This is a genomic window from Pseudomonas sp. BF-R-26 (genome assembly GCF_019947395.1).
GTDB classification, from domain to species: Bacteria; Pseudomonadota; Gammaproteobacteria; order Pseudomonadales; family Pseudomonadaceae; genus Aquipseudomonas; species Aquipseudomonas farris.
Window position 1 is genome coordinate 156834 of the sequence record NZ_JAGYGK010000011.1, and the last position, 25508, is coordinate 182341.

24 protein-coding genes are annotated in these 25508 nt (G+C 59.0%); 13 read left to right on the forward strand and 11 right to left on the reverse strand.

What is annotated here, in order from left to right; genetic code table 11:
- Positions 1-103: 103 nt before the first annotated feature.
- On the reverse strand, positions 104-1591 hold the full coding sequence (gene rhlB / locus KGB18_RS18175; RefSeq protein ID WP_223570315.1) for an ATP-dependent RNA helicase RhlB: 1488 nt from the start codon (positions 1589-1591) through the stop codon (positions 104-106).
- 85 nt (positions 1592-1676) lie between these two features.
- Positions 1677-2333, reverse strand: coding sequence for an alpha/beta hydrolase (locus KGB18_RS18180; RefSeq protein WP_123719455.1), 657 nt, complete (start codon positions 2331-2333; stop codon positions 1677-1679).
- A gap of 469 nt (positions 2334-2802) precedes the next feature.
- On the opposite strand from KGB18_RS18180, the gene KGB18_RS18185 reads away from it, so the two are divergent.
- The 4 genes from KGB18_RS18185 (at position 2803) to KGB18_RS18200 (ending at position 6982) form a co-directional block, all read left to right on the forward strand.
- The gene (locus KGB18_RS18185) at positions 2803-3834 is read left to right on the forward strand and encodes an amino acid ABC transporter substrate-binding protein (RefSeq protein WP_123719454.1); all 1032 of its coding nucleotides are present in this window, start codon (positions 2803-2805) and stop codon (positions 3832-3834) included.
- Positions 3835-3899: 65 nt separating this feature from the next.
- A complete protein-coding gene (locus KGB18_RS18190; protein WP_123719453.1) occupies positions 3900-5081 on the forward strand; it encodes an amino acid ABC transporter permease in 1182 nt (393 codons plus the stop codon).
- A 10-nt stretch (positions 5082-5091) separates the two neighbouring features.
- Positions 5092-6189, forward strand: coding sequence for an amino acid ABC transporter permease (locus KGB18_RS18195; RefSeq protein WP_123719452.1), 1098 nt, complete (start codon positions 5092-5094; stop codon positions 6187-6189).
- Positions 6190-6217: 28 nt separating this feature from the next.
- Complete coding sequence (locus KGB18_RS18200; protein WP_123719451.1) at positions 6218-6982, forward strand: amino acid ABC transporter ATP-binding protein; 765 nt, start codon at positions 6218-6220, stop codon at positions 6980-6982.
- A gap of 58 nt (positions 6983-7040) precedes the next feature.
- Here the strand turns inward: KGB18_RS18200 and KGB18_RS18205 are convergent, their stop codons facing one another.
- Positions 7041-7529: a type II toxin-antitoxin system MqsA family antitoxin gene (locus KGB18_RS18205; protein WP_123719450.1), complete on the reverse strand. Its 489-nt coding sequence runs from the start codon at positions 7527-7529 to the stop codon at positions 7041-7043.
- A complete protein-coding gene (locus KGB18_RS18210) occupies positions 7526-7837 on the reverse strand; it encodes a type II toxin-antitoxin system MqsR family toxin (protein WP_223570316.1) in 312 nt (103 codons plus the stop codon). Before KGB18_RS18210 ends, KGB18_RS18205 begins: the two co-directional genes overlap by 4 nt.
- Positions 7838-8002: 165 nt before the next feature.
- Here KGB18_RS18210 and KGB18_RS18215 point away from each other — a divergent pair, with 165 nt between their 5' ends.
- The 5 genes from KGB18_RS18215 (at position 8003) to KGB18_RS18235 (ending at position 11930) form a co-directional block, all read left to right on the forward strand.
- Positions 8003-8662: a FadR/GntR family transcriptional regulator gene (locus KGB18_RS18215; RefSeq protein ID WP_038981661.1), complete on the forward strand. Its 660-nt coding sequence runs from the start codon at positions 8003-8005 to the stop codon at positions 8660-8662.
- Complete coding sequence (locus KGB18_RS18220) at positions 8652-9962, forward strand: CynX/NimT family MFS transporter (protein ID WP_123719448.1); 1311 nt, start codon at positions 8652-8654, stop codon at positions 9960-9962. The genes KGB18_RS18215 and KGB18_RS18220 overlap by 11 nt, the downstream gene beginning before the upstream one ends.
- 113 nt (positions 9963-10075) lie before the next feature.
- On the forward strand, positions 10076-10546 hold the full coding sequence (locus KGB18_RS18225) for a nuclear transport factor 2 family protein (RefSeq protein ID WP_223570317.1): 471 nt from the start codon (positions 10076-10078) through the stop codon (positions 10544-10546).
- A 39-nt stretch (positions 10547-10585) separates the two neighbouring features.
- Positions 10586-10906, forward strand: a complete 321-nt coding sequence (locus KGB18_RS18230) for a GIY-YIG nuclease family protein (protein ID WP_223570318.1) — start codon at positions 10586-10588, stop codon at positions 10904-10906.
- An 88-nt stretch (positions 10907-10994) separates the two neighbouring features.
- Positions 10995-11930, forward strand: a complete 936-nt coding sequence (locus KGB18_RS18235) for a glutathione S-transferase family protein (protein WP_201062261.1) — start codon at positions 10995-10997, stop codon at positions 11928-11930.
- A 148-nt stretch (positions 11931-12078) separates the two neighbouring features.
- On the opposite strand, the gene KGB18_RS18240 is transcribed toward KGB18_RS18235, so the two are convergent.
- Together KGB18_RS18240 and yejK are read right to left on the reverse strand one after the other, a co-directional pair.
- Positions 12079-12429: a glutaredoxin family protein gene (locus tag KGB18_RS18240; protein WP_123719445.1), complete on the reverse strand. Its 351-nt coding sequence runs from the start codon at positions 12427-12429 to the stop codon at positions 12079-12081.
- Entirely contained in the window at positions 12429-13433 is a 1005-nt protein-coding gene (gene yejK / locus KGB18_RS18245) for a nucleoid-associated protein YejK (protein WP_038981666.1), read from the reverse strand. The genes KGB18_RS18240 and yejK overlap by 1 nt, the downstream gene beginning before the upstream one ends.
- A 396-nt stretch (positions 13434-13829) precedes the next feature.
- Here yejK and KGB18_RS18250 point away from each other — a divergent pair, with 396 nt between their 5' ends.
- Positions 13830-14111: an HU family DNA-binding protein gene (locus KGB18_RS18250; RefSeq protein ID WP_007905514.1), complete on the forward strand. Its 282-nt coding sequence runs from the start codon at positions 13830-13832 to the stop codon at positions 14109-14111.
- A 213-nt stretch (positions 14112-14324) separates the two neighbouring features.
- Here the strand turns inward: KGB18_RS18250 and rlmF are convergent, their stop codons facing one another.
- The 5 genes from rlmF to KGB18_RS18275 all read right to left on the reverse strand — a co-directional run bounded on the left by rlmF (position 14325) and on the right by KGB18_RS18275 (position 21066).
- Positions 14325-15347, reverse strand: coding sequence for a 23S rRNA (adenine(1618)-N(6))-methyltransferase RlmF (gene rlmF, locus KGB18_RS18255; RefSeq protein ID WP_007905515.1), 1023 nt, complete (start codon positions 15345-15347; stop codon positions 14325-14327).
- 263 nt (positions 15348-15610) lie between these two features.
- The gene (locus KGB18_RS18260) at positions 15611-18457 is read right to left on the reverse strand and encodes a valine--tRNA ligase (protein WP_123719444.1); all 2847 of its coding nucleotides are present in this window, start codon (positions 18455-18457) and stop codon (positions 15611-15613) included.
- 233 nt (positions 18458-18690) lie between these two features.
- Entirely contained in the window at positions 18691-19080 is a 390-nt protein-coding gene (locus tag KGB18_RS18265; protein WP_008072054.1) for a hypothetical protein, read from the reverse strand.
- 8 nt (positions 19081-19088) lie between these two features.
- On the reverse strand, positions 19089-19517 hold the full coding sequence (locus KGB18_RS18270; protein WP_008072051.1) for a DNA polymerase III subunit chi: 429 nt from the start codon (positions 19515-19517) through the stop codon (positions 19089-19091).
- Between the two features lie 58 nt (positions 19518-19575).
- The gene (locus tag KGB18_RS18275; protein ID WP_123719443.1) at positions 19576-21066 is read right to left on the reverse strand and encodes a leucyl aminopeptidase; all 1491 of its coding nucleotides are present in this window, start codon (positions 21064-21066) and stop codon (positions 19576-19578) included.
- A gap of 295 nt (positions 21067-21361) precedes the next feature.
- Between KGB18_RS18275 and lptF the strand changes: the two genes are divergently transcribed.
- The 3 genes from lptF (at position 21362) to lepA (ending at position 25505) form a co-directional block, all read left to right on the forward strand.
- A complete protein-coding gene (gene lptF / locus KGB18_RS18280) occupies positions 21362-22480 on the forward strand; it encodes an LPS export ABC transporter permease LptF (RefSeq protein WP_123719442.1) in 1119 nt (372 codons plus the stop codon).
- Entirely contained in the window at positions 22473-23534 is a 1062-nt protein-coding gene (lptG, locus tag KGB18_RS18285) for an LPS export ABC transporter permease LptG (RefSeq protein WP_123719441.1), read from the forward strand. The genes lptF and lptG overlap by 8 nt, the downstream gene beginning before the upstream one ends.
- Positions 23535-23705: 171 nt before the next feature.
- Positions 23706-25505 carry a translation elongation factor 4 gene (gene lepA, locus KGB18_RS18290; RefSeq protein WP_038981674.1) on the forward strand — a complete coding sequence of 600 codons (1800 nt, stop codon included), beginning with the start codon at positions 23706-23708 and terminating at the stop codon, positions 25503-25505.
- The last annotated feature ends 3 nt before the right edge of the window (positions 25506-25508 follow it).

A 25508-nucleotide genomic window follows, 5' to 3' on the forward strand; every position in this document is an offset into this window, starting at 1 on the left:
CCATTATGGACTTTTAGTCGTCTCTAGCAAGCTCCTGTTGAAAAGCCGGACGAAAAAAAAGCGCAGTCCGTTGCCGGCTGCGCCTCTTTCTGAAAGGCCCGAGTTACGGGCGCTTGCGCTCAACCGCCCGCAGCAGATGCGTCGGTGGCGTTTCACAACTGATCTTGCGACCCAGCAACGCCTCGATGGACGGTAGCTGGTAGGAGTCGTCTTCACCGGCAAAACTGATGGACACGCCATCCGCGCCGGCACGGCCGGTACGACCGATGCGGTGCACGTAGTCGTCCGGGACTTCCGGCAGGGTGAAGTTGATCACATGGCTGATGCCATCGATGTGAATGCCACGACCGGCCACATCGGTGGCCACCAGCACGCGGATTTTGCCTTCGCGGAAACCTTCGAGGGTCTTGATGCGCTTGTGCTGCGGCACATCGCCAGACAGTTGTGCCGCGTTGACGCCATCGCGTACCAGGCGTTCTTCGATGCGCCGCACTTCATCCTTGCGGTTGGCGAAGACCATCACCCGTTCCCAGCCGTTATCGTTGACCAGGTTGTAGAGCAATTTGTATTTGTCGGCACCGGCCACCGCGTAGATGTGTTGCTCGACGTTTTCGCTGGCCACGTTCTGCGCTTCGATCTCGACGATCGACGGGTCGGTCGTCCATTGCTTGGCGAGGTTCATCACGTCTTCGGTGAAGGTCGCGGAGAACAGCAGCGTCTGACGCTCGTTCTTCGGCGGAGTCTGGCGAATGATCTGACGCACTTGTGGGATGAAACCCATGTCGAGCATCCGGTCGGCTTCGTCCAGCACCATCACTTCGACCATGTCCAGGTGCACATCGCCGCGCTGGTTGAAGTCGAGCAAGCGGCCCGGAGTGGCCACCAGGATGTCGCAGTGACGGGCTTCGAGGTGCTTGAGTTGCTTGTCGAAGTCCATGCCGCCGACAAATGTCATGACGTTGAGGCCGGTGTACTTGGTCAGGTCGGCTGCGTCCTTGGCGATCTGCACCACCAGTTCCCGGGTCGGGGCGATGATCAGTGCCCGCGGTTCACCCATGTAGCGCTCTTTGGGCGGCGGGGTTTGCAGCAGCTGAGTGATGATCGAAATCAGGAAGGCGGCGGTTTTACCGGTGCCGGTCTGGGCGCGACCGATGGCGTCTTTGCCCGCGAGGGTGAAGCCAAGCACCTGCGCCTGGATCGGCGTGCAATACGGAAAGCCCAGGTCCTGAATGGCGTGCATCAGTTCGGGGGCGAGTTTGAAATCGTGGAAGCGGGTTTTGCCTTCCTGGGGCTCAACGACGAAGTCTTCGAGTTTCCAGGGAATAACCGGCGCTTTTGGCTTTGGTTCGCGACGCGGTTTTGCCGGTTTCGGGGCTTCGCTGCGCGGCTGCTCAGAGGCGATGGCCTCGGCTGCGGGGGCGGTCGGTGTGGTCACCGGCTCGTGTTTCGGTGCCGCTACGGTTGCGGTCCGGCCAGGCTGATTACCGTCGGTGCGGTGGCTGGGAGTATGAGAAGGAGCGCTGGAGACTGGCGCGAGCTGCTCAGTCTCGCTTTTACCGAACATTTTCTTGAGTGCTTTGAGCACGGTCATCTCATCAATTGATTAAGGAATATACGCCGGCCAGTGTAATGCAAGAATCGGGCGCGGCGTAGTGGGATGGATCAATGGGTAGCTTTTAACGCAAACGCTCGGCGAGCCAGACGCCAATGTCGCGGATTTCTTCGGGTAACACTTCGTGGCCCATTGGGTATTCCTGCCATGTCACGGTGACACCATGTTGCTTTAAATACTCGTAGGCGGTCCGGCCCATGGAGTTTTGAACCACGTCATCGTACTGGCCGTGCAATGACAGCACCGGAATGCGTTGCTGGCTGGCGGAAAGCTCCAGTTCATCGCTGAAAGTCGGTGCGTAAGTAGAGAGAGCTAGTACGCCACCCAGCGGTCCCTGCCATTTCAGAAAGGCCGTGTGCAACACCACTGCACCTCCCTGGGAAAATCCGGCGAGAAAGATGCGCGAGGCGTCTATTCCGCTGGCCTTCTGCTCTTCGATCAAATCAAACACACGTTGCGCGGACGCTTCCAGCTGCTCGCGACTGATCGCGCGCGCCGGGCTCATGGCCAATATGTCGTACCAGCTCGGCATTTCGTAGCCACCATTAATGGTGACGGCGCGAGTCGGTGCCTGGGGCAGGACGAAGCGAGTGGTCAGCAAGCTTTCCTGCAGCGCTTCAGCCACCGGCAGGAAGTCGTAGCGGTCGGCGCCCAGCCCGTGTAGCCAGATAACGCAGGCGTCTGCGGGCTTGACGGGTTGCAGAATCAAGGGCTCGGTCATGGGTGCTCCATATTTGTGCGTGTGCTCTCATTTAAGTGCGAGGTTCGAGTGCGCAACGGGTTGATCAGTTAAGAAGATGTCGCAAGGCTACAAGTTTTGCTATTGACCTGCCGCTGAATCGCTTTGGCGAGCGGTCTGGTACGGGGTTTGCTATAGGGAAGCCTGTGCAACCAATCTCATGCCTGGCGGTAACACTATCAGTGTACGGCTGGTCGTGGGATAGCAAAGAATCCGGTGATGGATGTTCGCCAAAGGCCGCTACGGGCTTCGCGAACGTGAAAGGGCTACCGCCCGTTCGGCCGATTGGTGAGAAGGGAGTTGTCCATGATGTGGATTTTCTCCTACTAGACTCATAGCGACGGTCCTGCGTCGGTTGACCCTAAAAAAAGCCAACACGGGTCAACAACGCCTCATAAGGGTGCGACAGGGCTCAAGCTCCGACACAACAAGAGCAAAACTGGAGGTTTGAATGAAGTTATTGAAATCCACCCTGGCCATCGTGACTGCAGCCGCAGTGCTCGGTGTCAGTGGGTTCGCTCAGGCGGGTGCAACCCTGGATGCAGTGCAGAAGAAAGGTTTCGTACAGTGCGGTGTAAGTGACGGTCTGCCGGGCTTCTCGGTTCCGGACTCTACCGGCAAGATCGTTGGTATCGATGCTGACTTCTGCCGCGCTGTGGCCGCTGCCGTTTTCGGCGATGCGACCAAGGTCAAATTCAGCCAGTTGAACGCCAAGGAGCGCTTCACCGCGCTGCAGTCCGGTGAAATCGACATTCTGTCGCGAAACACCACCATGACCAGTTCCCGTGACGCGGGCATGGGCCTGAAGTTTCCTGGCTTCATCACCTACTACGACGGCATCGGCTTCCTGGTGAACAACAAGCTGGGTGTCAAGAGCGCCAAAGAGCTGGATGGCGCGACCATCTGCATCCAGGCCGGTACCACCACCGAGCTGAACGTTTCCGACTACTTCCGCGGCAATGGTCTGAAATACACCCCGATCACTTTCGACACCTCCGATGAAAGCGCCAAGTCGCTGGAATCCGGTCGTTGCGACGTACTGACCTCCGACAAGTCCCAGTTGTTTGCCCAGCGCAGCAAGCTGGCCTCGCCGAAAGACTACGTAGTTCTGCCGGAAACCATTTCCAAGGAACCGCTGGGCCCGGTCGTGCGTAATGGCGACGACGAGTGGCTGTCCATTGTGCGCTGGACTGGCTACGCCATGCTCAACGCTGAAGAAGCAGGCATCACTTCGAAGAACGTCGAAGCCGAAGCCAAGGCCACCAAGAACCCTGATGTGGCTCGTATGCTCGGCACTGACGGTGAATACGGCAAAGACCTGAAAGTGAAGAAAGACTGGGTCGTGCAAATCGTCAAGCAAGTCGGTAACTACGGTGAAGTGTTCGAGAAAAACCTCGGCAAGGGCACTCCGCTGGAAATCGACCGCGGGCTGAACGCCTTGTGGAACGCTGGCGGCATTCAATACGCACCACCAGTGCGCTGATGGTTCTATCACCCGGTGGGCCAACCACCGGGTGATGTTCTGTTCCATTATTTCCGGGGCACTTCATGCAAAATTCAATCGGCGCACCAAAGCAGAGGCTCAGCCTCAGCGATCCACGAGTGCGTGCGTGGGTATTCCAGATCATCACCATTGTGGCGGTGGTCTCGCTGGGCTGGTTTCTGTTCGACAACACTCAAACCAACCTCCAGCACCGGGGCATCACCTCGGGGTTCGACTTTCTTGAGCGCAGTGCCGGTTTCGGCATAGCTCAGCACCTGATCGACTACACCGAATCGGACAGCTATGCCCGGGTGTTTGTCATCGGCCTGCTCAACACCCTGCTGGTCACCTTTATTGGTGTGATCCTGGCGACGATCCTCGGTTTCATCGTCGGTGTGGCACGGCTGTCGAAGAACTGGATCATTGCCAAGCTGGCGACGGTGTATGTAGAGGTCTTCCGTAACATTCCGCCGCTGCTGCAAATCCTGTTCTGGTACTTCGCAGTGTTCCTGACCATGCCAGGGCCGCGCAACAGCCATAACTTCGGCGACACCTTCTTTGTCAGCAGCCGCGGCCTGAACATGCCCGCAGCGTTGGCGGCGGATGGTTTCTGGCCGTTTGTGGTGAGTGTCGTCGTGGCCATCGTCGCGATCGTGCTGATGTGCCGCTGGGCCAACAAGCGTTTCGAAGCGACCGGCGTACCGTTCCACAAATTCTGGGTAGGCCTGGCGCTGTTCCTGGTAATCCCTGCGCTGTGCGCATTGATCTTCGGCGCTCCGTTGCATTGGGAAATGCCACAGCTGCAAGGTTTCAACTTTGTAGGCGGCTGGGTGCTGATCCCGGAACTGCTGGCGCTGACCTTGGCACTGACGGTGTACACCGCTGCGTTTATCGCCGAGATCGTGCGTTCGGGCATCAAGTCGGTCAGCCACGGCCAGACCGAAGCCGCCCACTCGTTGGGGCTGCGCAACGGTCCGACCCTGCGCAAGGTGATCATCCCGCAAGCCCTGCGCGTGATCATTCCACCGCTGACCAGCCAATACCTGAACCTGGCGAAGAACTCCTCGCTGGCGGCCGGTATCGGTTATCCGGAGATGGTGTCGTTGTTTGCCGGTACGGTGCTGAACCAGACCGGGCAGGCGATCGAAGTCATTGCCATCACCATGAGCGTGTACCTGGCGATCAGTATCAGCATTTCCCTGCTGATGAACTGGTACAACAAGCGCATTGCGCTGATCGAGCGGTGAGGAAAAGCGCATGACGACTCATACTTTCAAACCCGACATGCCACCACCGAGCAGCAGCATCGGTGTCGTGGCGTGGATGCGGGCGCACATGTTCTCCAGCTGGATCAATACCCTGCTGACGCTGTTCGCGTTCTATCTGATTTACCTGATAGTTCCGCCTATCGTGAGCTGGGCGATTCTCGACGCCAACTGGGTCGGCACCACTCGCGCCGATTGCACCAAGGAGGGCGCCTGCTGGGTGTTCATCCAGCAGCGCTTCGGCCAGTTCATGTATGGCTACTACCCGACAGACCTGCGCTGGCGCGTGGACCTGACCGTGTGGTTGGCAGTGATTGGTGTGGCGCCGTTGTTCATTTCGCGCTTCCCGCGCAAGGCGGTCTACGGGCTGAGCTTTCTGGTGCTCTATCCGATCATTTCCTACACCTTGTTGCACGGTGGCTGGTTTGGTCTGACCGAAGTGCCGACCAGCCAGTGGGGCGGCCTGATGCTGACCCTGGTCATTGCTACCGTCGGTATCGTCGGCGCATTGCCGCTGGGTATCGTTCTGGCCCTGGGCCGGCGTTCGAACATGCCGGCGATTCGTGTGGTCTGCGTGACCTTCATCGAATTCTGGCGCGGCGTGCCGTTGATCACGGTGCTGTTCATGTCTTCGGTGATGTTGCCGTTGTTCCTGCCCGAAGGCATGAACTTCGACAAACTGCTGCGGGCGCTGATCGGAGTGATCCTGTTCCAGTCGGCCTACATCGCTGAAGTGGTGCGTGGCGGTCTGCAAGCGATCCCCAAAGGTCAGTACGAAGCGGCTGCAGCGATGGGCCTCGGTTACTGGCGCAGCATGGGCCTGGTGATTCTGCCGCAAGCCCTGAAGCTGGTGATCCCTGGCATCGTCAACACCTTCATTGCGCTGTTCAAGGACACGAGCCTGGTGATCATCATCGGCCTGTTCGACCTGCTCAACAGCGTCAAGCAAGCCGCCGCCGACCCGAAATGGCTGGGCATGGCCACTGAAGGCTATGTGTTCGCGGCCCTGGTGTTCTGGATTTTCTGTTTTGGTATGTCCCGCTATTCCATGCATTTGGAACGCAAGCTGGACACTGGCCACAAGCGCTAAAGCAGTACCTAATTTAGGAAGTTTTGTGATGAGCGAAGCAATCAAAAAGACAGTGAGCCCCGAAGGCATTATTCAGATGCAGGGCGTGAACAAGTGGTACGGCCAGTTCCACGTGTTGAAAGACATCAACCTGAACGTCAAGCAGGGCGAGCGTATCGTTTTGTGCGGCCCGTCGGGTTCCGGCAAATCCACCACCATCCGCTGCCTCAATCGTCTGGAAGAACACCAGCAAGGCCGCATCGTGGTCGATGGCGTGGAACTGACCAACGACCTCAAGCAGATCGAAGCGATCCGCCGTGAAGTCGGCATGGTGTTCCAGCACTTCAACCTGTTCCCGCACCTGACCATCCTGCAGAACTGCACCCTGGCGCCAATGTGGGTACGCAAGATGCCCAAGCGCAAGGCCGAAGAAATCGCCATGCATTACCTGGAGCGCGTACGCATTCCGGAGCAGGCGCATAAATACCCGGGGCAACTGTCTGGCGGTCAGCAACAGCGTGTGGCGATTGCCCGTGCCCTGTGCATGAAACCGAAAATCATGCTGTTCGACGAACCTACTTCGGCACTCGACCCAGAGATGGTGAAAGAGGTTCTGGACACCATGATCGGCCTGGCCGAAGACGGCATGACCATGCTCTGCGTTACCCACGAAATGGGCTTCGCCCGTACCGTGGCCAACCGCGTGATCTTCATGGACAAGGGTGAAATCGTCGAACAGGCGGCGCCGAACGACTTCTTCGACAACCCGCAGAACGAGCGTACGAAGCTGTTCCTGAGCCAGATTTTGCATTGATTGGCACCAGGCAGTGAAATAAACCCGGACTATGTTCCGGGTTTATTTTTGTCTGGGGTTATTGCGTCAGTACGGTTTCTTGTTCCGGATGATGTGTCGCCAACAGCTGCTTTAAATCGGCGCCCTCACTGAGCGCGTGCACCTCGGCCATCAGGTGTGGGTGACGGTCAAGCAAGCGCATCAGCGTAAACAGCGGCTGAGGCGGGGCTAACTCGCCGCGCTCATAGCGGGAAAAAGCATTGTGCCCACCGCCGGAGAGTAGCTTCACCGCTTCTTTCTGTGTGAGGTGCAATTTGCGGCGGATACGTTTTATCTCGGACCCCATGATTTGAAAGCAGTCTTCCAGCAGCTTGTCGCCTGTATCGACATATCGCTGGGCGCTGTCTGTGGTGTCATCGAAGATGATTTCACCGCACACCTTGCACTCCCATCCAGCAAGATCAGGCACCAGTCGCGACATTTTTTTGTAATTGACGGTGAGACTGCGATCGATGAAGTGATGCATGCCGTCGTGGGCGCCACAGCTCATGCATTGCCGTATGTTCATTGATTTTTCTCCTTAAAGGAGATCACTGGGGCGCCACCGCCGGGGCAGTAGGTCACTTTAATGTAAATCTCCTGATCATTAAGTTGCGCGTGGTAGACGTCCTGCCAGGTTCGGTGATCCAAATAAGTGGTCATGGATTTGTAGAGCATCCTTCCCTCCAATGCATAAATGACCTTTTGCATGTTCTGGTAATTGAGTCCCATGCTCCGGCCTGTCTCCAACGCTTGGTTAGTAAAAGCGTGGACCCCCATCCTGGCAACCTCCGCCTTGACCACCGCCAAGTCGTAATGAGGCGTGTTCTTTTCCATAAGACACTTCAACTCTGAGATGAAAATTACCCTTAAAGGGTAATTTTAACAATCGAAAATCCCGCTTTGTTTCCTGCCTTCTAACCCTAGGCGGTTGTCCTCTCGGACGAAGCTGACTAACATGTCAGAAAATTCATCCTATGATTGGATGAAAGGGCGAATCCTATGTCAGACATTTCTCCATTAATTAAACGATCCCTGGTCGATCAGGCCCTGGACCAGTTACGTCTGCGCATCAATCAAGGGGTCTGGACGGTCGGCCAGCGCTTGCCCACCGAGCCGGAACTGGCGACTGAGCTGGGCATCAGCCGCAACACGGTGCGTGAAGCCATGCGCGTGTTAGCGTTTTCCGGGTTGATCGAAATTCGCCAGGGAGACGGCAGTTATCTGCGGGCGGTGATTGATCCACTGGACACCATGAAGGCGCTGTCCCGTTGCACCCAGGAACAGGCTCGGGAAACCCGGCACATTCTGGAAGTCGAAGCCATCGGCCTCGCGGCGTTACGCCGCACCGATGAAGACCTGGTGGCATTGCGCGAGGCGCTAGGTGTCAGTGGCAGTCATTACCACGGCGATCTCGACACCTACATCGCCTGCGATCTGGTGTTTCACCGTCGACTGGTGGATGCGGCGCACAACCCGACACTCAGCGAGCTGTATCGCTATTTCTCCAGCATCGTCGGCGCGCACTTGCGCCAGACCCTGAACATCTCACCCCGACGCCAAGCGGTGTTCGACCTTCATGTCGAACTGCTCGATGCCGTCGAGCAACGCGACCCGGAACGGGCCAAAGCCCTGTCGAGGCAGTTGATCAATGAACCTTGAAACCGAGAACCCCATGTCCACCCAGCAGGTCAGCAGCATCACTGAGCTCAAGCGTACGGCGGAGCTCGAAGAGCTGTTGATCGACGCCGAGGCCGATGACGAACAGGTTCAGCAAACTCACCCGGTCCTGCGGCGGCCATGGCTGTTGTTGCTCGGCCTGATTCTGGTGGCGCTGAACCTGCGTCCGGCGTTGTCGAGCATGGCGCCGATGCTCAGCGAAATCTCGAAGACGCTGGGGCTATCGGCCGCCCAAGCCGGGTTGCTGACGACCTTGCCGGTACTCTGCCTCGGTCTGTTCGCGCCATTGGCGCCGGTGCTGGCACGACGTTTTGGTGCCGAGCGAGTGGTGTTGGGGATTCTTCTGATGCTGGCCGGCGGGATCATTTTGCGCAGTTCATTCGGCGAGGTCGGCCTGTTCGCCGGCAGCGTGCTGGCCGGCGCCAGCATCGGGGTGATCGGCGTGTTGCTACCCGGCATTGTCAAACGCGACTTCCCGAAACAGGCCGGCACCATGACCGGTGTCTACACCATGGCACTGTGCCTGGGCGCGGCCATGGCGGCAGGGGCAACCGTGCCGTTGAGCGAACATTTCGACAAAAGCTGGCCCTTGGGTCTCGGCTTCTGGGTGGTTCCAGCGTTGGTCGCGGCGATTTTCTGGCTGCCGCAAGTCGGTCAGAAGCACGGCGCGCATCATGTTGCCTATCGGGTCCGAGGCCTGCTGCGTGATTCGCTGGCCTGGCAAGTGACCTTGTACATGGGTCTGCAATCGTCTTTGGCCTACATCGTGTTTGGCTGGCTGCCGTCGATTCTGATCGGCCGCGGTCTGACGCCAACCCAGGCTGGGCTGGTGTTGTCGGGTTCGGTGATTGTCCAGTTGATCAGCTCGCTGGCAGCACCCTGGCTGGCGACGCGCGGCAAGGATCAGCGGCTGGCAATCGTGATCGTCATGGCAATGACCCTCGGCGGTTTGTTCGGTTGCCTTTATGCGCCGATTGATGGCTTGTGGGGCTGGGCGATCCTGCTGGGGTTGGGGCAGGGCGCCACGTTCAGCCTGGCGTTGACCCTGATCGTGCTGCGCTCGCGGGATGCTCATGTCGCGGCCAATCTGTCGAGCATGGCTCAGGGCTTCGGTTACACCCTGGCGTCCATGGGGCCGTTCGCGGTCGGCGTGGTGCATGACTGGACCGGCGGCTGGAGTTCCCTGGGCTGGATCTTCGGCGTCATCGGCCTCGGCGCGATCATCGCCGGCCTCGGTGCCGGGCGTTCGTTGTACGTTCAGGTTCAAAGCGAGAGAGTCTGACGTTCTGCGCACTGTCGGTATTCGGGCCACGAATGCCGATAGTGTTCTGCGCATTTGTTGACTATCGTGCAGGCAATCTTTCGACGCCACTTTGCAACCCAGAGAGCCTGCCCATGAGTGATGCCCACAACGCCTTGATCACCCGGTTCTACCAAGCCTTCCAACGACTGGACGCCGAGGCCATGAGTGCCTGCTACACCGACGACGTGGTGTTCAGTGATCCGGCGTTCGGCGAACTGCGCGGGCGCGATGCCGGCGACATGTGGCGCATGCTCACCACCCGCGCCAAGGACTTCTCCCTGACCTTCGATAACGTGCGCAGTGATGAGCGCACCGGCGGTGCCCATTGGGTGGCGACGTACCTGTTCAGCCAGACCGGCAATACCGTGGTCAACGATATCCAGGCGCGTTTCGTGTTTCGCGACGGCAAGATCTGCGAGCATCACGACAGCTTTGATCTGTGGCACTGGTCGCGTCAGGCGCTGGGTCTCAAAGGGCTGTTGTTGGGCTGGACGCCGGTGGTGAAAAACGCCGTGCGCGCTCAGGCCTTGAAGGGGCTGAAGGCATTTCAGGCCAGTCGCTGATAAGATCGCGGCTTGTTTCCTACAAGCCTTGATCGTCACGTGAACACCTCGAGCGAATCTTCCGTCATTGCCGCCGAACCGCCGCTGCCCGTCAGCAAACCCTGGTTCGTCTACCTCGTTCGCGCGGCCAATGGTTCGCTCTACTGCGGGATCAGCGACGATCCCGTCCGCCGTTTCGCCACCCACCAAAGTGGCAAAGGCGCACGCTTCTTCCTGTCCAGCCCGGCTGTGGCACTGGTCTACACCGAAGTCTGTCGCGATAAAAGCGAAGCACTGCGCCAGGAACGACTGATCAAAAAACTCAAGAAAAGCGCCAAGGAATGTCTGGTCGCGAGCGCGGCTACGGGCTTATCAATCTGACTGATAAGCGCCCATCAGGCAGATGGGTAGGCTGCTTGTGGATTGCGCGTTAAGCTGCGAGCTCCTTATCCGAGCGGCGGAGCCGAGCATGTCCGAGTTGATTCTTCATCACTACCCGACGTCCCCTTTCGCCGAAAAGGCCCGCTTGCTGCTGGGCTTCAAGGGGCTGTCCTGGCGCTCGGTGAACATCTCGCCAGTGATGCCAAAACCCGATCTGACTGCCCTGACCGGCGGCTACCGCAAGACGCCGGTGTTGCAGATTGGTGCTGATGTCTATTGCGACACCGCGCTGATGGCTCGTCGTCTGGAGCAGGAAAAAGCCTTGCCGGCGTTCTTCCCGGAAGGTCAGGAAATGATTACCGCAACCTTCGCGGCGTGGGCCGATTCGGTGGTGTTCCAGCATGCGGTCAGCCTGGTGTTCCAGCCGGCGTCGGTGGCGGTGCGCTTTGGCAAGTTGTCACCGGAAGCGATCAAGGCCTTCCTGGCCGATCGCGCCGGATTATTCAGCGGTGGCAGTGCCACACGGCCGTCTGCCGAACAGGCTCGGCATCAATGGCCAACGATCATGGCGCGTCTGGAGCAGCAACTTCAGCGTGAGCAGGGGGACTTCCTGTTCGGTGAGCCATCGATTGCCGACTTTGCCCTGGCCCACTCGTTGTGGTTCCTCAAAGCGACGCACGTGACATCACCGTTGGTGGATGCTTATCCGGCGGTTTTGGCGTGGTTTGGCCGTGTGATGGGGTTTGGTCATGGCGCGTTCAGCGAGATGACTTCTGAGGAAGCGCTTGAAGTCGCGCGCAACGCCACACCGGCTGCGTTGCCGGATGAGCAGTTTGAGGAGCCGAACGGGTTCGAGGTTGGTCAGCAGGTGGTGATTGCCGCGACTGATTATGGGGTTGATCCGGTGGCGGGTGAATTGTTGTTTGCGGGTAGCGAAGAATTGATTTTGCGTCGCGAGGACGAGCGGGCCGGCGTGGTGCATGTGCACTTTCCGCGGTTCGGGTTTCGCATCGAAGCGCTCTAGGTGCTAACCACTGATTTTCTGGCCATGCACTAACCTGTGGGAGCTGGCTTGCCTGCGATGAGGTCAGCCCAGCAATATTGATGTTGCCTGACACTGCGCTATCGCAGGCAAGCCAGCTCCCACAAGGGACGGGGTCGGGCCTGAAGAGCTATTCCAGCGCCGCAAGAACCTTGTCCGGGTCATACCCGCGTATCAACGTTCCGTTGACATCGATCAGCGGAATCCCGCGTCCTCCCAGCGCCTCATAGGCCGTGCGCGCCTGCGCATCTTTCTCGATATCGAATTCCTTGTACGGAATGCCCTTCTGGTCGAGAAAGCGCCGGGTCAGCTTGCAGTAGCCGCACCAATCGGTGGCGTAGAGCACGACATTGGCCTTGGCCTGAGTCTGCTCGGACACCACTTGCGAGGGGTGAAACACGCGCTCGATCTTGCCCCAGTTCTGGTAAACCACGACCACCAGCAAGATCAGCAGGCATTTCTTCAATACGCCGCCGAGCATCAGTTGCGTCGCTTGAGCTGGTCGGTCAATTGGGTCGGCAGGCCTTTGATGATCAGCGTACCGGCTTCTTCGTCATATTCGATCTTCGAGCCCAGCAGGTGCGCTTCGAAGCTGATGGACAAGCCCTCGGCGCGGCCGGTAAAGCGGCGGAACTGGTTCAGGGTGCGCTTATCCGCAGGGATCTCAGGCGACAGGCCGTAGTCCTTGTTGCGGATGTGATCGTAGAAAGCTTTCGGGCGCTCTTCGTCGATCAGTTCGGACAGTTCTTCCAGGCCCATGGGCTCGCCCATTTTTGCCTGGCTGCTGGCGTAATCCACCAGGGTCTTGGTCTTCTCGCGTGCGGACTCTTCCGGCAGGTCTTCGCTTTCGACGAAGTCACTGAAGGCCTTGAGCAGGGTGCGGGTTTCGCCGGGGCCGTCGACGCCTTCCTGGCAGCCGATGAAGTCGCGGAAGTACTCCGAAACCTTTTTGCCGTTCTTGCCTTTGATGAACGAGATGTACTGCTTGGACTGCTTGTTGTTCTGCCACTCGGAGACGTTGATCCGCGCTGCCAGGTGCAACTGGCCAAGGTCCAGGTGTCGCGAAGGGGTCACGTCCAGCTGATCGGTCACTGCCACGCCTTCACTGTGGTGCAGCAGGGCGATGGCGAGGTAATCGGTCATGCCCTGCTGGTAATGCGCGAACAGCACGTGGCCGCCCACAGAGAGGTTCGACTCTTCCATCAGCTTTTGCAGATGTTCCACCGCCACCCGGCTGAAAGCTGTGAAGTCTTTACCGCCGTCGAGGTATTCCTTCAGCCAGCCGCTGAACGGATGCGCCCCGGACTCGGCATGGAAGAAACCCCAGGCCTTGCCTTGTTTGGCGTTGTAGCTCTCGTTGAGGTCGGCAAGCATGTACTCGATGGCGCTGGACTCGGCCAGTTCGGAATCGCGGGCATGAAGAACTGCGGGTGTGCCGTCGGGTTTTTTGTCGATCAGGTGGACGATGCAATGACGGATCGGCATGGGCTTCTCGGCTGATTGAAGAGAGGAGGGCGTGCTCCCCCGAAAAAGCGCTCAGTGTACCGCAACCACTGGTTTTGGCGTGGTGCCAAGGGCAATTTGCAGCTGTCCGCCGGCCCTTATGCAGTTTTTTGCCGATTTAGAGCAATAAAGCTGACCAAATGGGTAGCTAGAGGCGGATATTTCCCCGTCTCTGTGCTAGTTTTGCCCGGTCTTACGCGAAGTCACTGCGTTAAGCGTGCATTCAGCATTTGTCAGGTCGAACCAAACCCTGATTTCGGTATCTATAACCCCGACTCGTCGTGGTTATGGCCGAGGGTGCCAGATCCAGAAGATCGGGCTCGATGGCTGACACTGCACTCTGCAATCCATATGAATTTGATAGGGAAGGAACATTACATGGCTCTTACTAAAGACCAACTGATCGCCGACATCGCTGAAGCTATCGACGCGCCAAAAACCACCGCGCGTAACGCTCTGGACCAACTGGGCCAAATCGTTGCTGATCAGCTGGAAAACGGCGGCGAAATCACCCTGCCAGGTATCGGCAAGCTGAAAGTGACTGAGCGTCCTGCCCGTACCGGCCGCAACCCTTCGACTGGCGCTGCCATCGAAATCGCTGCCAAGAAAGTTATCAAGCTGGTTGTGGCCAAAGGCCTGACCGACGCTGTTAACAAGTAAGACTTGTTATAAAAAAACCGTGCTTCGGAGCAATCCGGGCACGGTTTTTTTGTGCCATAAATTCTTCAAACACCGCCGATCCTTGTGGGAGCGGGCTTGCCCGCGATGGCGGCGTGTCAGTCGCCTTCTTTGACGCCTGGCACACTGCTTTCGCGGGCAAGCCCGCTCCCACAGGGATTTCAGCACTCAGTAATTTGGCTTGTCAGCAATTACTCAGCTTTTACGCGCCCAACGTTCGCGCCAGACCTGCTGCTCGCTTTTAGTCTGGAACGTCCAGGCGACGAAGCGGCTTTGCTTCTGCCCTTGCGACATTTCCACGACCTGGCTTTCCAGCACGCCAGCCTTTTTCAGCGCCGTCTGGATCGCAGGCAGGTTTGAGGCTTTCGAGACCAGGGTGCTGAACCAAAGCACTTTGTGTTGAAAATGCGCGCTCTCGGCGATCAGTTGCGTCACAAACCGTGCTTCCCCGCCTTCGCACCACAGTTCGGCCGATTGACCGCCAAAGTTCAGCACCGGCAGTTTGCGTTTCGGATCGGCGCGGCCCAGTGCGCGCCATTTACGCTCGCTGCCCTTGGTGGCCTCGTCCATCGAAGCGTGGAACGGCGGGTTGCACATGGTCAGGTCAAAGCGTTCGCCGGGCTCGAGCAGGCCCAGCAGAATGTGCTTGGGATTGCTTTGCTGGCGCAGCTGGATGGCTTTGTTCAGCCCGTTGGACTGCACGATGGCTTTGGCGGCGGCCACGGCCGTCGGGTCGATTTCCGAGCCGAGGAAGTGCCAGCGGTAGTCGCTGTAGCCGATCAGCGGATAGACGCAGTTGGCGCCCATGCCGATATCGAGCACCTTGACCGGCGCACCGCGAGGAATCTCGCCGTCGTTGACGCTGGCCAGCAGGTCGGCCAGGAAATGCACGTAGTCAGCGCGACCCGGCACCGGTGGGCACAGGTAATCGGCCGGAATGTCCCAATGGGCAATGCCGTAGAACGACTTGAGCAGCGCCCGGTTGAACACCCGAACCGCGTCCGGGCTGGCGAAGTCGATGCTTTCCTTGCCATACGGGTTGATGATCACGAACTTCGCCAATTCCGGCGTAGTTTTGATCAGCGCCGGGAAGTCATAACGACCCTGGTGGCGATTGCGCGGATGCAGGCTGGCCTTCTCACGGGGTTCCACGGCTTTGGCCGGGGTAGCGGAGTCAGGCTTCTTGCGCGCAGGTCTTGGTGTGCGGGGGGCGTTCATGGGCGTTGTCGATTCGGGTATGGCTAAAAGTGGCGGGTATTGTCCCACATCCAGCCGTTGTGAACCCAATTGTAAAGTTCGCCGCTGTTCCCTGTGGGAGCGGGCTTGCCCGCGATGAGGACATCACATCCATCATTGATGTGGCTGCAAGGACGCCATCGCGGGCAAGCCCGCTCCCACAGGGATTTTTGGTGTGTGGAGGAAAGAGGCGGGCATAAAAAAGGAGGCCGTTGCGGGCCTCCCTTTTTCATTGCGACTTGCCGTTACAAACTGGCAATCCGCGCATGTTGCTCGGCCAGCTTGCCCAAAGCCTGTTCAGCTTCAGCCAGTTTGGCGCGTTCCTTCTCGATGACTTCGGCCGGGGCCTTGTCGACGAAACCGGCGTTGGACAGCTTGCCGCCGACGCGCTGAACTTCGCCCTGCAGACGCAGGATTTCCTTGTCCAGGCGAGCCAGTTCGGCGTCCTTGTCGATCAGGCCAGCCATTGGCACCAGCACTTCCATCTCGCCAACCAGAGCGGTGGCGGACAGCGGTGCTTCTTCGCCTGCCTTCAGAACGGTGATCGATTCCAGACGCGCCAGCTTCTTCAGTAGCGCTTCGTTCTCGGTGAGACGGCGCTGATCTTCGGCGCTGACGTTTTTCAGGAACAGGTTCAGCGGCTTGCCTGGACCGATGTTCATTTCGCCACGGATGTTACGCGTGCCGAGCATCAGGCCCTTGAGCCATTCGATGTCGTCTTCGGCGCCCTGATCGATGCGTGCTTCGTTGGCCACTGGCCAAGGTTGCAGCATGATCGTCTTGCCTTCGATACCGGCCAGCGGCGCGACACGCTGCCAGATTTCTTCGGTGATGAACGGCATGAACGGGTGCGCCAGACGCAGCGCGACTTCCAGCACTCGAACCAGCGTGCGGCGGGTGCCGCGCTGACGTTCGACCGGTGCATTTTCGTCCCACAGCACAGGCTTGGACAGTTCCAGGTACCAATCGCAATACTGGTTCCAGATGAACTCGTACAAGGCTTGTGCGGCCAGGTCGAAACGGAACTGATCGAGCTGACGAGTCACTTCGGCTTCAGTGCGTTGCAGCTGCGAAATGATCCAGCGATCCGCCAGGGACAGCTCGTAGGCTTCGCCGTTCTGACCGCAGTCTTCGCCTTTGTCCAGCACGTAGCGCGCAGCGTTCCAGATCTTGTTGCAGAAGTTGCGATAGCCTTCGACACGGCCCATGTCGAACTTGATGTCGCGACCGGTCGATGCCAGCGAGCAGAACGTGAAACGCAGGGCGTCGGTGCCGTAGCTGGCGATGCCGTCGGCGAACTCGTCGCGGGTCTGCTTCTCGATCTTCTTCGCCAGTTTCGGCTGCATCATGCCGGAGGTGCGTTTCTGCACCAGCTCCTCCAGCTCGATGCCGTCGATGATGTCCAGCGGGTCCAGGACGTTGCCCTTGGACTTGGACATCTTCTGGCCCTGGCCATCACGTACCAGACCGTGCACATAAACGGTCTTGAACGGAACCTGCGGCGTGCCGTCTTCGTTTTTCACCAAGTGCATGGTGAGCATGATCATCCGGGCAACCCAGAAGAAAATGATGTCGAAACCGGTCACCAGCACGTCGGTGGAGTGGAATTTCTTCAGGAATTCGGTCTGCTCCGGCCAGCCGAGAGTGGAGAAAGTCCACAGGCCCGAACTGAACCAGGTATCCAGAACGTCGTTGTCCTGTTGCAGCGCAACGTCCGGGCCGAGGTTGTTCTTGGCACGCACTTCGGCTTCGTCGCGACCGACATAGACCTTGCCCGACTCGTCGTACCAGGCCGGAATCCGGTGGCCCCACCACAGCTGACGGCTGATGCACCAATCCTGGATGTCGCGCATCCACGAGAAGTACATGTTTTCGTATTGTTTCGGCACGAACTGAATGCGGCCGTCTTCAACCGCAGCGATGGCCGGCTCGGCCAATGGCTTGGTAGAGACGTACCACTGGTCGGTCAGCCACGGCTCGATGATGGTGCCGGAGCGGTCGCCTTTCGGCACTTTCAGGGCATGATCGTCGACGCTGACCAGCAGGCCGGCGGCTTCGAATGCAGCCACGATCTGTTTGCGCGCTTCGAAGCGGTCGAGGCCGGCGTATTCGGCCGGGATCTTGCCGTCGATGCTTTCGTTAAGCTTGCCGTCGAGGTTGAACACCTGACAGGCCGGCAGCACGTGGGCATTCTTGTCGAAGATGTTCAGCAGTGGCAGGTTGTGGCGCTTGCCGACTTCGTAGTCGTTGAAATCGTGGGCCGGGGTGATTTTCACGCAACCGGTGCCGAATTCAGGATCGCAGTAATCGTCGGCGATGATCGGGATGCGGCGGCCAACCAGCGGCAGCTCGACAAATTTGCCGATCAGGGCTTTGTAGCGTTCATCGTTCGGGTTAACGGCCACGGCGGCGTCGCCGAGCATGGTTTCCGGACGCGTGGTCGCGACGATCAGGTAGTCGTTGCCTTCAGCGGTTTTGGCGCCGTCGGCCAGCGGGTACTTCAGGTTCCACAGGAAACCTTTCTCGTCGTGGTTTTCCACTTCGAGGTCGGAAATCGCCGTGTGCAGCTTGGTGTCCCAGTTGACCAGACGCTTGCCGCGGTAGATCAGCCCGTCTTCGTGCAGGCGCACGAACGCTTCTTTAACTGCTTCCGAGAGGCCGTCGTCCATGGTGAAGCGCTCACGGCTCCAGTCCACGGACGAGCCGAGGCGGCGGATCTGACGGCTGATGTTGCCGCCGGACTGATCCTTCCATTCCCAGACTTTCTCGAGGAATTTTTCGCGGCCCAGATCATGGCGATTCTGGCCTTGGGCTTCGAGTTGGCGCTCCACCAGCATTTGCGTGGCGATACCGGCGTGGTCGGTACCCGGCTGCCACAGGGTGTTGCGACCCTGCATGCGGCGGAAACGGATCAGGGCGTCCATGATCGCGTTGTTGAAGCCGTGACCCATGTGCAGGCTGCCGGTGACGTTCGGCGGCGGGATCATGATGGTGTAGGACTCGCCCGCGCCTTGCGGGGCGAAGTAATTCTCAGACTCCCAAGTGTTGTACCAGGAAGTTTCAATGGCGTGCGGCTGGTAGGTCTTATCCATGCGCGGCGGGACCCTATTGGCATTTATTCAGGAAAAGCCGGCAAGTATAGCGGGGCATGGGGCGTAGGGCGACTGTGGCGAGGGGGTTTACCCCCGTTGGGTCGCGAAGCGGCCCCAAAACCTGCCACCGTGGTGGTCTGGCGGACCGCATGCCCAGATCTTGCGACTGCTTCGCAGCCGAACGGGGGCAAGCCCCCTCGCCACAGCAAGCCCGTACACACCGGGAATTGGGGTTACTCGTACTGGCTCAACAACCGTTCCATCCGCGCATCTAGACGGCGTTTGATTTCGGTTTCGATGTGCGGGGCGAAGTCGTCGATCACGTCTTGCATGATCAATAGCGCGGCGGCGCGCAGTTCGCTGTCCAGGTGCAGCAGGGCGTCGGGGCCTTTGCTGGCGGCAGGCGACGGTTGCGCGGCTGGGGCGGGCGGCGGTGTCGTTTCGACCGGTTGCGGCGCATTGCCGACCGTGTCGAACAGCATGGGGATCTGTTCCTGATCACCTTCAATGACCGTGTCGGTCAGCAAGGGCGGTTGCAGGTTGTCATCACCGAGCAGTTGGCGGATCGACTCGAGGTCATCCAGCAGATGCGCGGAATTTTGCTGCGGTTTTGGAGTGTCCATCGGAATGCTCAGAGTCGCTGTAAACGGTGATCTTGCAGAGGATAGCCCTGTTCGCGGTAGAAACGGAAACTCTCCCGCGCAGCCGAACGAATCGTCGGATCTTCCACCACCACTTCCGCCACGCGGGCGAACTGTTTGGCAAATACCGGGACTTTCAGGTCGAGATTGACCAGCAGATCCTGATGCTGACCGCAGTCATCGCCAAGACCCAGGACAATCAAACCCTCCGGCTCGCTTTCGGCGGGACCGTGGGGCACGAAGCTTTCGCCCTTGAAGGCCCACAAACGTGCATCGAGATCATCACGCTGGGCGGCATCGCTGCAGTGCAGGTAAATGCGGTGGCCCATGCGCCAGGCTTTTTCGGTGAGCTTGCAGGCGAAATCCAGCCGTGCCGAAGGATCGGCGCTGGGCAGGATATAGAAGTCGACTTTGGTCATTGCGGTTCCTGAGCCCAGAGGGCGTCACCGGAAAGTGACGCCCTCTGGGTCATCGGTTTCAGGCTTTGGCGCGGTCCAGCAGGTATTGGGTCAGCAGGGGAACCGGGCGGCCAGTGGCGCCCTTGTCCTTGCCGCCGCTGGTCCAGGCCGTGCCGGCGATGTCCAGGTGCGCCCAGTTCAGGTTCTTGGTGAAGCGCGACAGGAAGCAGGCAGCGGTGATGGCGCCGCCTTTCGGGCCGCCAATGTTGGCGATGTCGGCGAACGGGCTGTCCAGCTGCTCTTGATATTCATCGAACAGCGGCAGTTGCCAGGCGCGGTCGTCGGCGGATTGGCCGGCGCTCAGCAGTTGGCCGATCAGCTCGTCGTTGTTGCCCAGCAGGCCCGAGGTGTGAGAACCCAGTGCGACGACACAAGCGCCGGTCAGGGTAGCGATGTCGATCACTGCTTGCGGCTTGAAGCGTTCGGAGTAGGTCAGGGCATCGCACAGCACCAGACGGCCTTCGGCGTCGGTGTTGAGGATTTCCACGGTCTGGCCGCTCATGGTGGTGACGATGTCGCCCGGACGCGAAGCGTTGCCGCTCGGCATGTTCTCGGCGCAGGCCAGGATGCACACCAGGTTGATCGGCAGTTTCAGCTCAAGCACGGCACGCAGGGTACCGAACACGCTGGCGGCGCCGCCCATGTCGTACTTCATTTCATCCATGCCGGCGCCCGGCTTGAGGCTGATGCCGCCGGTGTCGAAGGTAATGCCTTTGCCGACCAGTGCGTATGGCTTCTCGGATTTCTTGCCGCCGTTGTATTGCATGACGATCAAGCGCGGCGGCTGGGCGCTGCCCTGGCCGACGGCGTAGAACGAGCCCATGCCCAGGTCCTTGATCTTCTTCTCATCGAAGACTTCGACTTTCAGGCTCTTGAATTCTTTGCCCAGGTTCTTGGCTTGCTCGCCCAGGAACGTCGGGTGGCAGATGTTTGGCGGCAGGTTGCCCAGGTTACGGGTGAAGGCCATGCCATTGGCGATTGCGGTGGCGTGGGCCACGGCGCGTTCGACTTCGGCCTGTGCTGCCTTGATGGTCACCAGGGTGACTTTTTTCAAGGAGAGCGGGTCGGCTTTCTGGCTCTTGAACTGGTCGAAGGTGTACTCGCCATCCACCAGGGTTTCGGCCAGCAGGCGGGTCTTGCCATAGCTGTCGCGGCCTTTGACCACGACTTCGTCCAGGGCCAGTACTGCATCGCTGCCACCCAGGCCTTTAAGGGTGTTGAGGATGCCGGCGATGATTTTGCGGAACGGGCGATCGCCCAGCTCTTCATCCTTGCCCACGCCTACCAGCAACACGCGCTCGGCCTTGAGGTTAGGCAGGCTGTGCAGCAACAGGCTCTGGCCGACTTTGCCGGCCAGGTCGCCGCGCTTGAGCACGGCACTGATGGTGCCACCGCTCAGCTCGTCGAGTTGTTTGGCAACGGCGCCGAGTTTGCGGCCCTCGCCGACGGCGACCACCAGCGTGGCGGTCTTCAACGTTTCCGGGCTAACGCTTTTTACAACCAGTTCCATGTCTGGGTCCCTGAATTAATGGTCAAAGTGCGCGACGCGCAGAGTCTTGCTTATAAATAGAAAGACGCAGGTGCAGTGCCAGCGACAAAGGCCGCAGTTTGAACCTCGCTACCGGCGCCTGACAACCCTCGGTCGTGCGAACTTCGGTGGTTCAGGTGTCTGCTTGAGCGTGCGCAGTGACAGGCGCACCCAATCACAGGATAATGCGCCATCTTTTTCGGCGGCTCTGCTCTGCGGGCCGACCGATACGTTTGTTTGTTTGGCCGCTTAGCCTGACAACCCTGGAGTGTCTGGTTTGATTGTCTTCCGTTATCTATCCCGCGAAGTCCTGTTGACCTTGAGCGCCGTCAGCGCCGTGCTGCTGGTCATCATCATGAGCGGACGCTTCATCAAGTACCTCGCCCAGGCGGCATCTGGCCTTCTGGATCCGGGTTCGCTGTTCCTGATCATGGGTTTCCGTCTGCCGGGTTTCCTGCAGTTGATTCTGCCTTTGGGGCTGTTTCTCGGCATCCTGCTGGCCTACGGTCGTCTGTACCTCGACAGCGAAATGACCGTGCTGTCCGCCACTGGCATGAGCCAGCAGCGACTGTTTCGCATCACCCTGTTTCCGGCCACGCTGGTTGCGCTGGTGGTGGCATGGTTGAGCCTGAGCCTGGCGCCACAGGGTGCCAACCAGTTCCAGTTGCTGCTGAACAAACAGGACGCACTGACTGAATTCGATACCCTTGAGCCAGGCCGCTTCCAGGCCTTGCGCGACGGCACTCGAGTGACCTACACCGAACAACTGTCGGATGACCGCATCAACCTTGGCGGCGTATTCATTTCGCAGAAGAACATCAATTCCGATAAGAAGGATCGTGGAATTTCCGTGTTGGTGGCCGAGAAGGGGCGCCAGGAAATTCGCCCCGACGGTAACCGCTACCTGATTCTCGACAACGGCTACCGCTACGACGGTAATCCGGGTCAGGCCGATTACCGCGCCATCAAATACGACGAGTACGGCGTATTGCTGCCCAAGCCGGACGTCAGCGACGAAGTTACCGACCGCGATGCAATGACCACCAGCTCCCTGCTGGGCAATGATGACATCCGCTCGCGCACCGAACTGCAATGGCGTCTGTCTCTGCCGTTGCTGGTCTTCATCGTGACCCTGATGGCGGTGCCGCTGTCGCGGGTCAACCCGCGTCAGGGCCGTTTCCTCAAGCTGCTGCCGGCGATTCTTCTTTATATGGCTTACCTGACCATCCTGATTGCCGCTCGCGGCGCCCTCGAAAAGGGCAAGATCCCGGCGGCATTGGGCTTGTGGTGGGTACATGCGATCTTCCTGGCCATTGGCCTGGGCTTGCTGTACTGGGAGCCGCTGCGCTTGAAAATGGCGAGTCGCCGCAGCGCGCTGGAGGTGGCCCGTGGATAAGCTCGATCGCTACATCGGTAGCAGCGTATTCGTCGCGATCCTGGCAGTGCTGGGGATCATCCTCGGTCTGGCAACGCTGTTTGCCTTCATCGATGAGATGAGTGAGGTCAGCGATACCTACACGCTGATGGATGTCCTGAGCTACGTGCTGCTGACCGCTCCACGCCGTCTGTACGACATGTTGCCGATGGCGGCGCTGATCGGTTGCCTGATCGGCCTCGGCAGTCTGGCCAGCCACAGTGAACTGACCATCATGCGTGCTGCGGGCGTGTCGCTGGGGCGGATAGTCTGGGCTGTCATGAAGCCGATGCTGCTTTTGATGGTGGTGGGGTTAGTGATTGGCGAGTACGTCGCGCCGGCCACGGAAGTCACCGCTCAGGCCAACCGCTCGCTGGCCCAGGGCAGTGGCGACGCGCAAAGCGCCAAGCACGGTCTGTGGCACCGGCAGGGTGACGAGTTCATTCACGTCAACTCTGTGCAACCCAATGGTCTGCTGTACGGCGTGACCCGTTATCGCTTCGACGATCAACGCCACATGCTGTCTTCGAGCTTCGCCAAGCGCGCGGAATTCGACACGGATCACTGGCAACTGAGCGATGTCACGACCACGTTGTTCCATGAAAAGAACACCGAAGTGGTGACAATTCCGGAGGAGCGTTGGGAAGTAGCCTTGAGCCCGCAACTGCTGAGCACCGTGGTGATGGCGCCTGAATCACTGTCGATCACCGGTCTGTGGAGTTACATCCACTACCTGGCTGACCAGGGTTTGAGCAATGGTCGTTACTGGCTGGCATTTTGGGTCAAGGTGTTGCAGCCGCTGGTGACCGCCGCATTGGTGCTGATGGCGATTTCCTTCATCTTCGGCCCGCTGCGTTCGGTGACCCTCGGTCAGCGGGTCTTTACCGGTGTGCTGGTGGGCTTCACCTTCCGCATCGTCCAGGATTTGTTGGGGCCTTCGAGCCTGGTATTCGGTTTCTCGCCGCTGTTTGCGGTGCTGGTACCGGCCGGTGTCTGTGCCCTGGCCGGGGTCTGGTTGTTGCGCCGGGCTGGTTGATCGCGGGTTATTCCCGATGTGGCTTGTCACTCAAAACGCCCCTGTCGCAAGACCGGGGCGTTTTTGTACGCGCCGTCTGACCTGCGAACGTGACGCTTGCGCCGTGGATCAGGTACAATTCCCGGCTATTTTTCGGCGGGCTATGCCTGCAGCCTTTTTGAGTGTTGATCCGTGAGTGATTTGAGTCATATCCGCAATTTCTCCATCATCGCCCACATTGACCATGGCAAGTCGACGCTGGCCGATCGCTTCATCCAGATGTGCGGCGGCCTTGCCGAGCGCGAAATGGAAGCCCAGGTGCTGGACTCCATGGACCTGGAGCGTGAACGCGGGATCACCATCAAGGCCCACAGCGTCACCCTTTATTACACCGCTCGCGATGGCATCAAGTACCAGCTGAACTTCATTGATACCCCCGGCCACGTTGACTTCACCTACGAAGTCAGCCGGTCGCTGGCGGCCTGTGAAGGTGCATTGCTGGTGGTCGATGCCGGTCAGGGCGTTGAGGCGCAGTCGGTTGCCAACTGCTACACGGCGATCGAGCAGGGCCTGGAAGTCATGCCAGTCCTGAACAAGATCGACCTGCCACAGGCCGATCCGGACCGCGTCAAAGAAGAAATCGAAAAAATCATCGGCATCGATGCCACCGATGCTGTCGAGTGCTCTGCCAAGACTGGCCTGGGCGTCGACGAAGTGCTTGAACGTCTGGTTCACACCATTCCTGCGCCGACCGGCAACTACGAAGATCCGCTGCAAGCGTTGATCATCGACTCCTGGTTCGACAACTACCTGGGCGTTGTTTCCCTGGTACGCGTGCGTCACGGTCGTGTGAAGAAGGGCGACAAGATTCTCGTTAAATCCACCGGCAAGATCCACCTGGTGGACAGCGTCGGTGTCTTCAACCCGAAACACACCGCCACCGTTGACCTGAAGGCCGGCGAAGTGGGCTTCATCATTGCCGGTATCAAGGACATTCACGGTGCACCGGTCGGTGACACCCTGACCTTGAGCTCCACGCCAGACGTTGACGTGCTGCCAGGCTTCAAACGCATTCAGCCGCAGGTTTACGCCGGTCTGTTCCCGGTCAGCTCCGACGACTTCGAAGATTTCCGTGAAGCGCTGCAAAAGCTCACGCTCAACGACTCGTCCCTGCAGTACACCCCGGAAAGCTCCGACGCCCTGGGCTTCGGCTTCCGTTGCGGGTTCCTCGGCATGCTGCACATGGAAATCATCCAGGAGCGCCTGGAGCGCGAGTACGACCTGGACCTGATTACCACTGCGCCGACGGTAATTTTCGAGCTGTTGCTGAAAACCGGTGAAACGATTTACGTCGATAACCCGTCGAAGCTCCCGGACCTGTCGTCGATCGAAGACATGCGTGAACCGATCGTGCGGGCCAATATCCTTGTGCCGCAAGAGCACCTGGGTAACGTCATTACCCTGTGTATCGAAAAGCGTGGCGTGCAGCACGACATGCTGTTCCTCGGTACCCAGGTACAAGTGACCTACGATTTGCCGATGAACGAAGTGGTCCTCGACTTCTTCGACCGTCTGAAATCCACCAGTCGTGGCTATGCTTCGCTGGATTACCATTTCGACCGTTATCAATCAGCTAATCTGGTGAAACTGGATGTGCTGATTAACGGTGACAAGGTCGACGCCCTGGCGCTGATCGTGCACCGCGACAATGCGCACTACAAAGGTCGCCAGTTGACCGAGAAGATGAAAGAACTGATTCCGCGCCAGATGTTCGACGTCGCGATCCAGGCCGCCATCGGCGGGCAGATCATTGCGCGGACTTCCGTCAAGGCACTCAGAAAGAACGTATTGGCCAAATGCTACGGCGGTGACGTTAGCCGTAAGCGCAAGCTGTTGGAAAAGCAAAAGGCCGGTAAAAAACGCATGAAGCAGGTCGGTAACGTGGAGATTCCACAAGAAGCCTTCCTTGCAGTGCTCAGGTTGGATAGTTAGGTC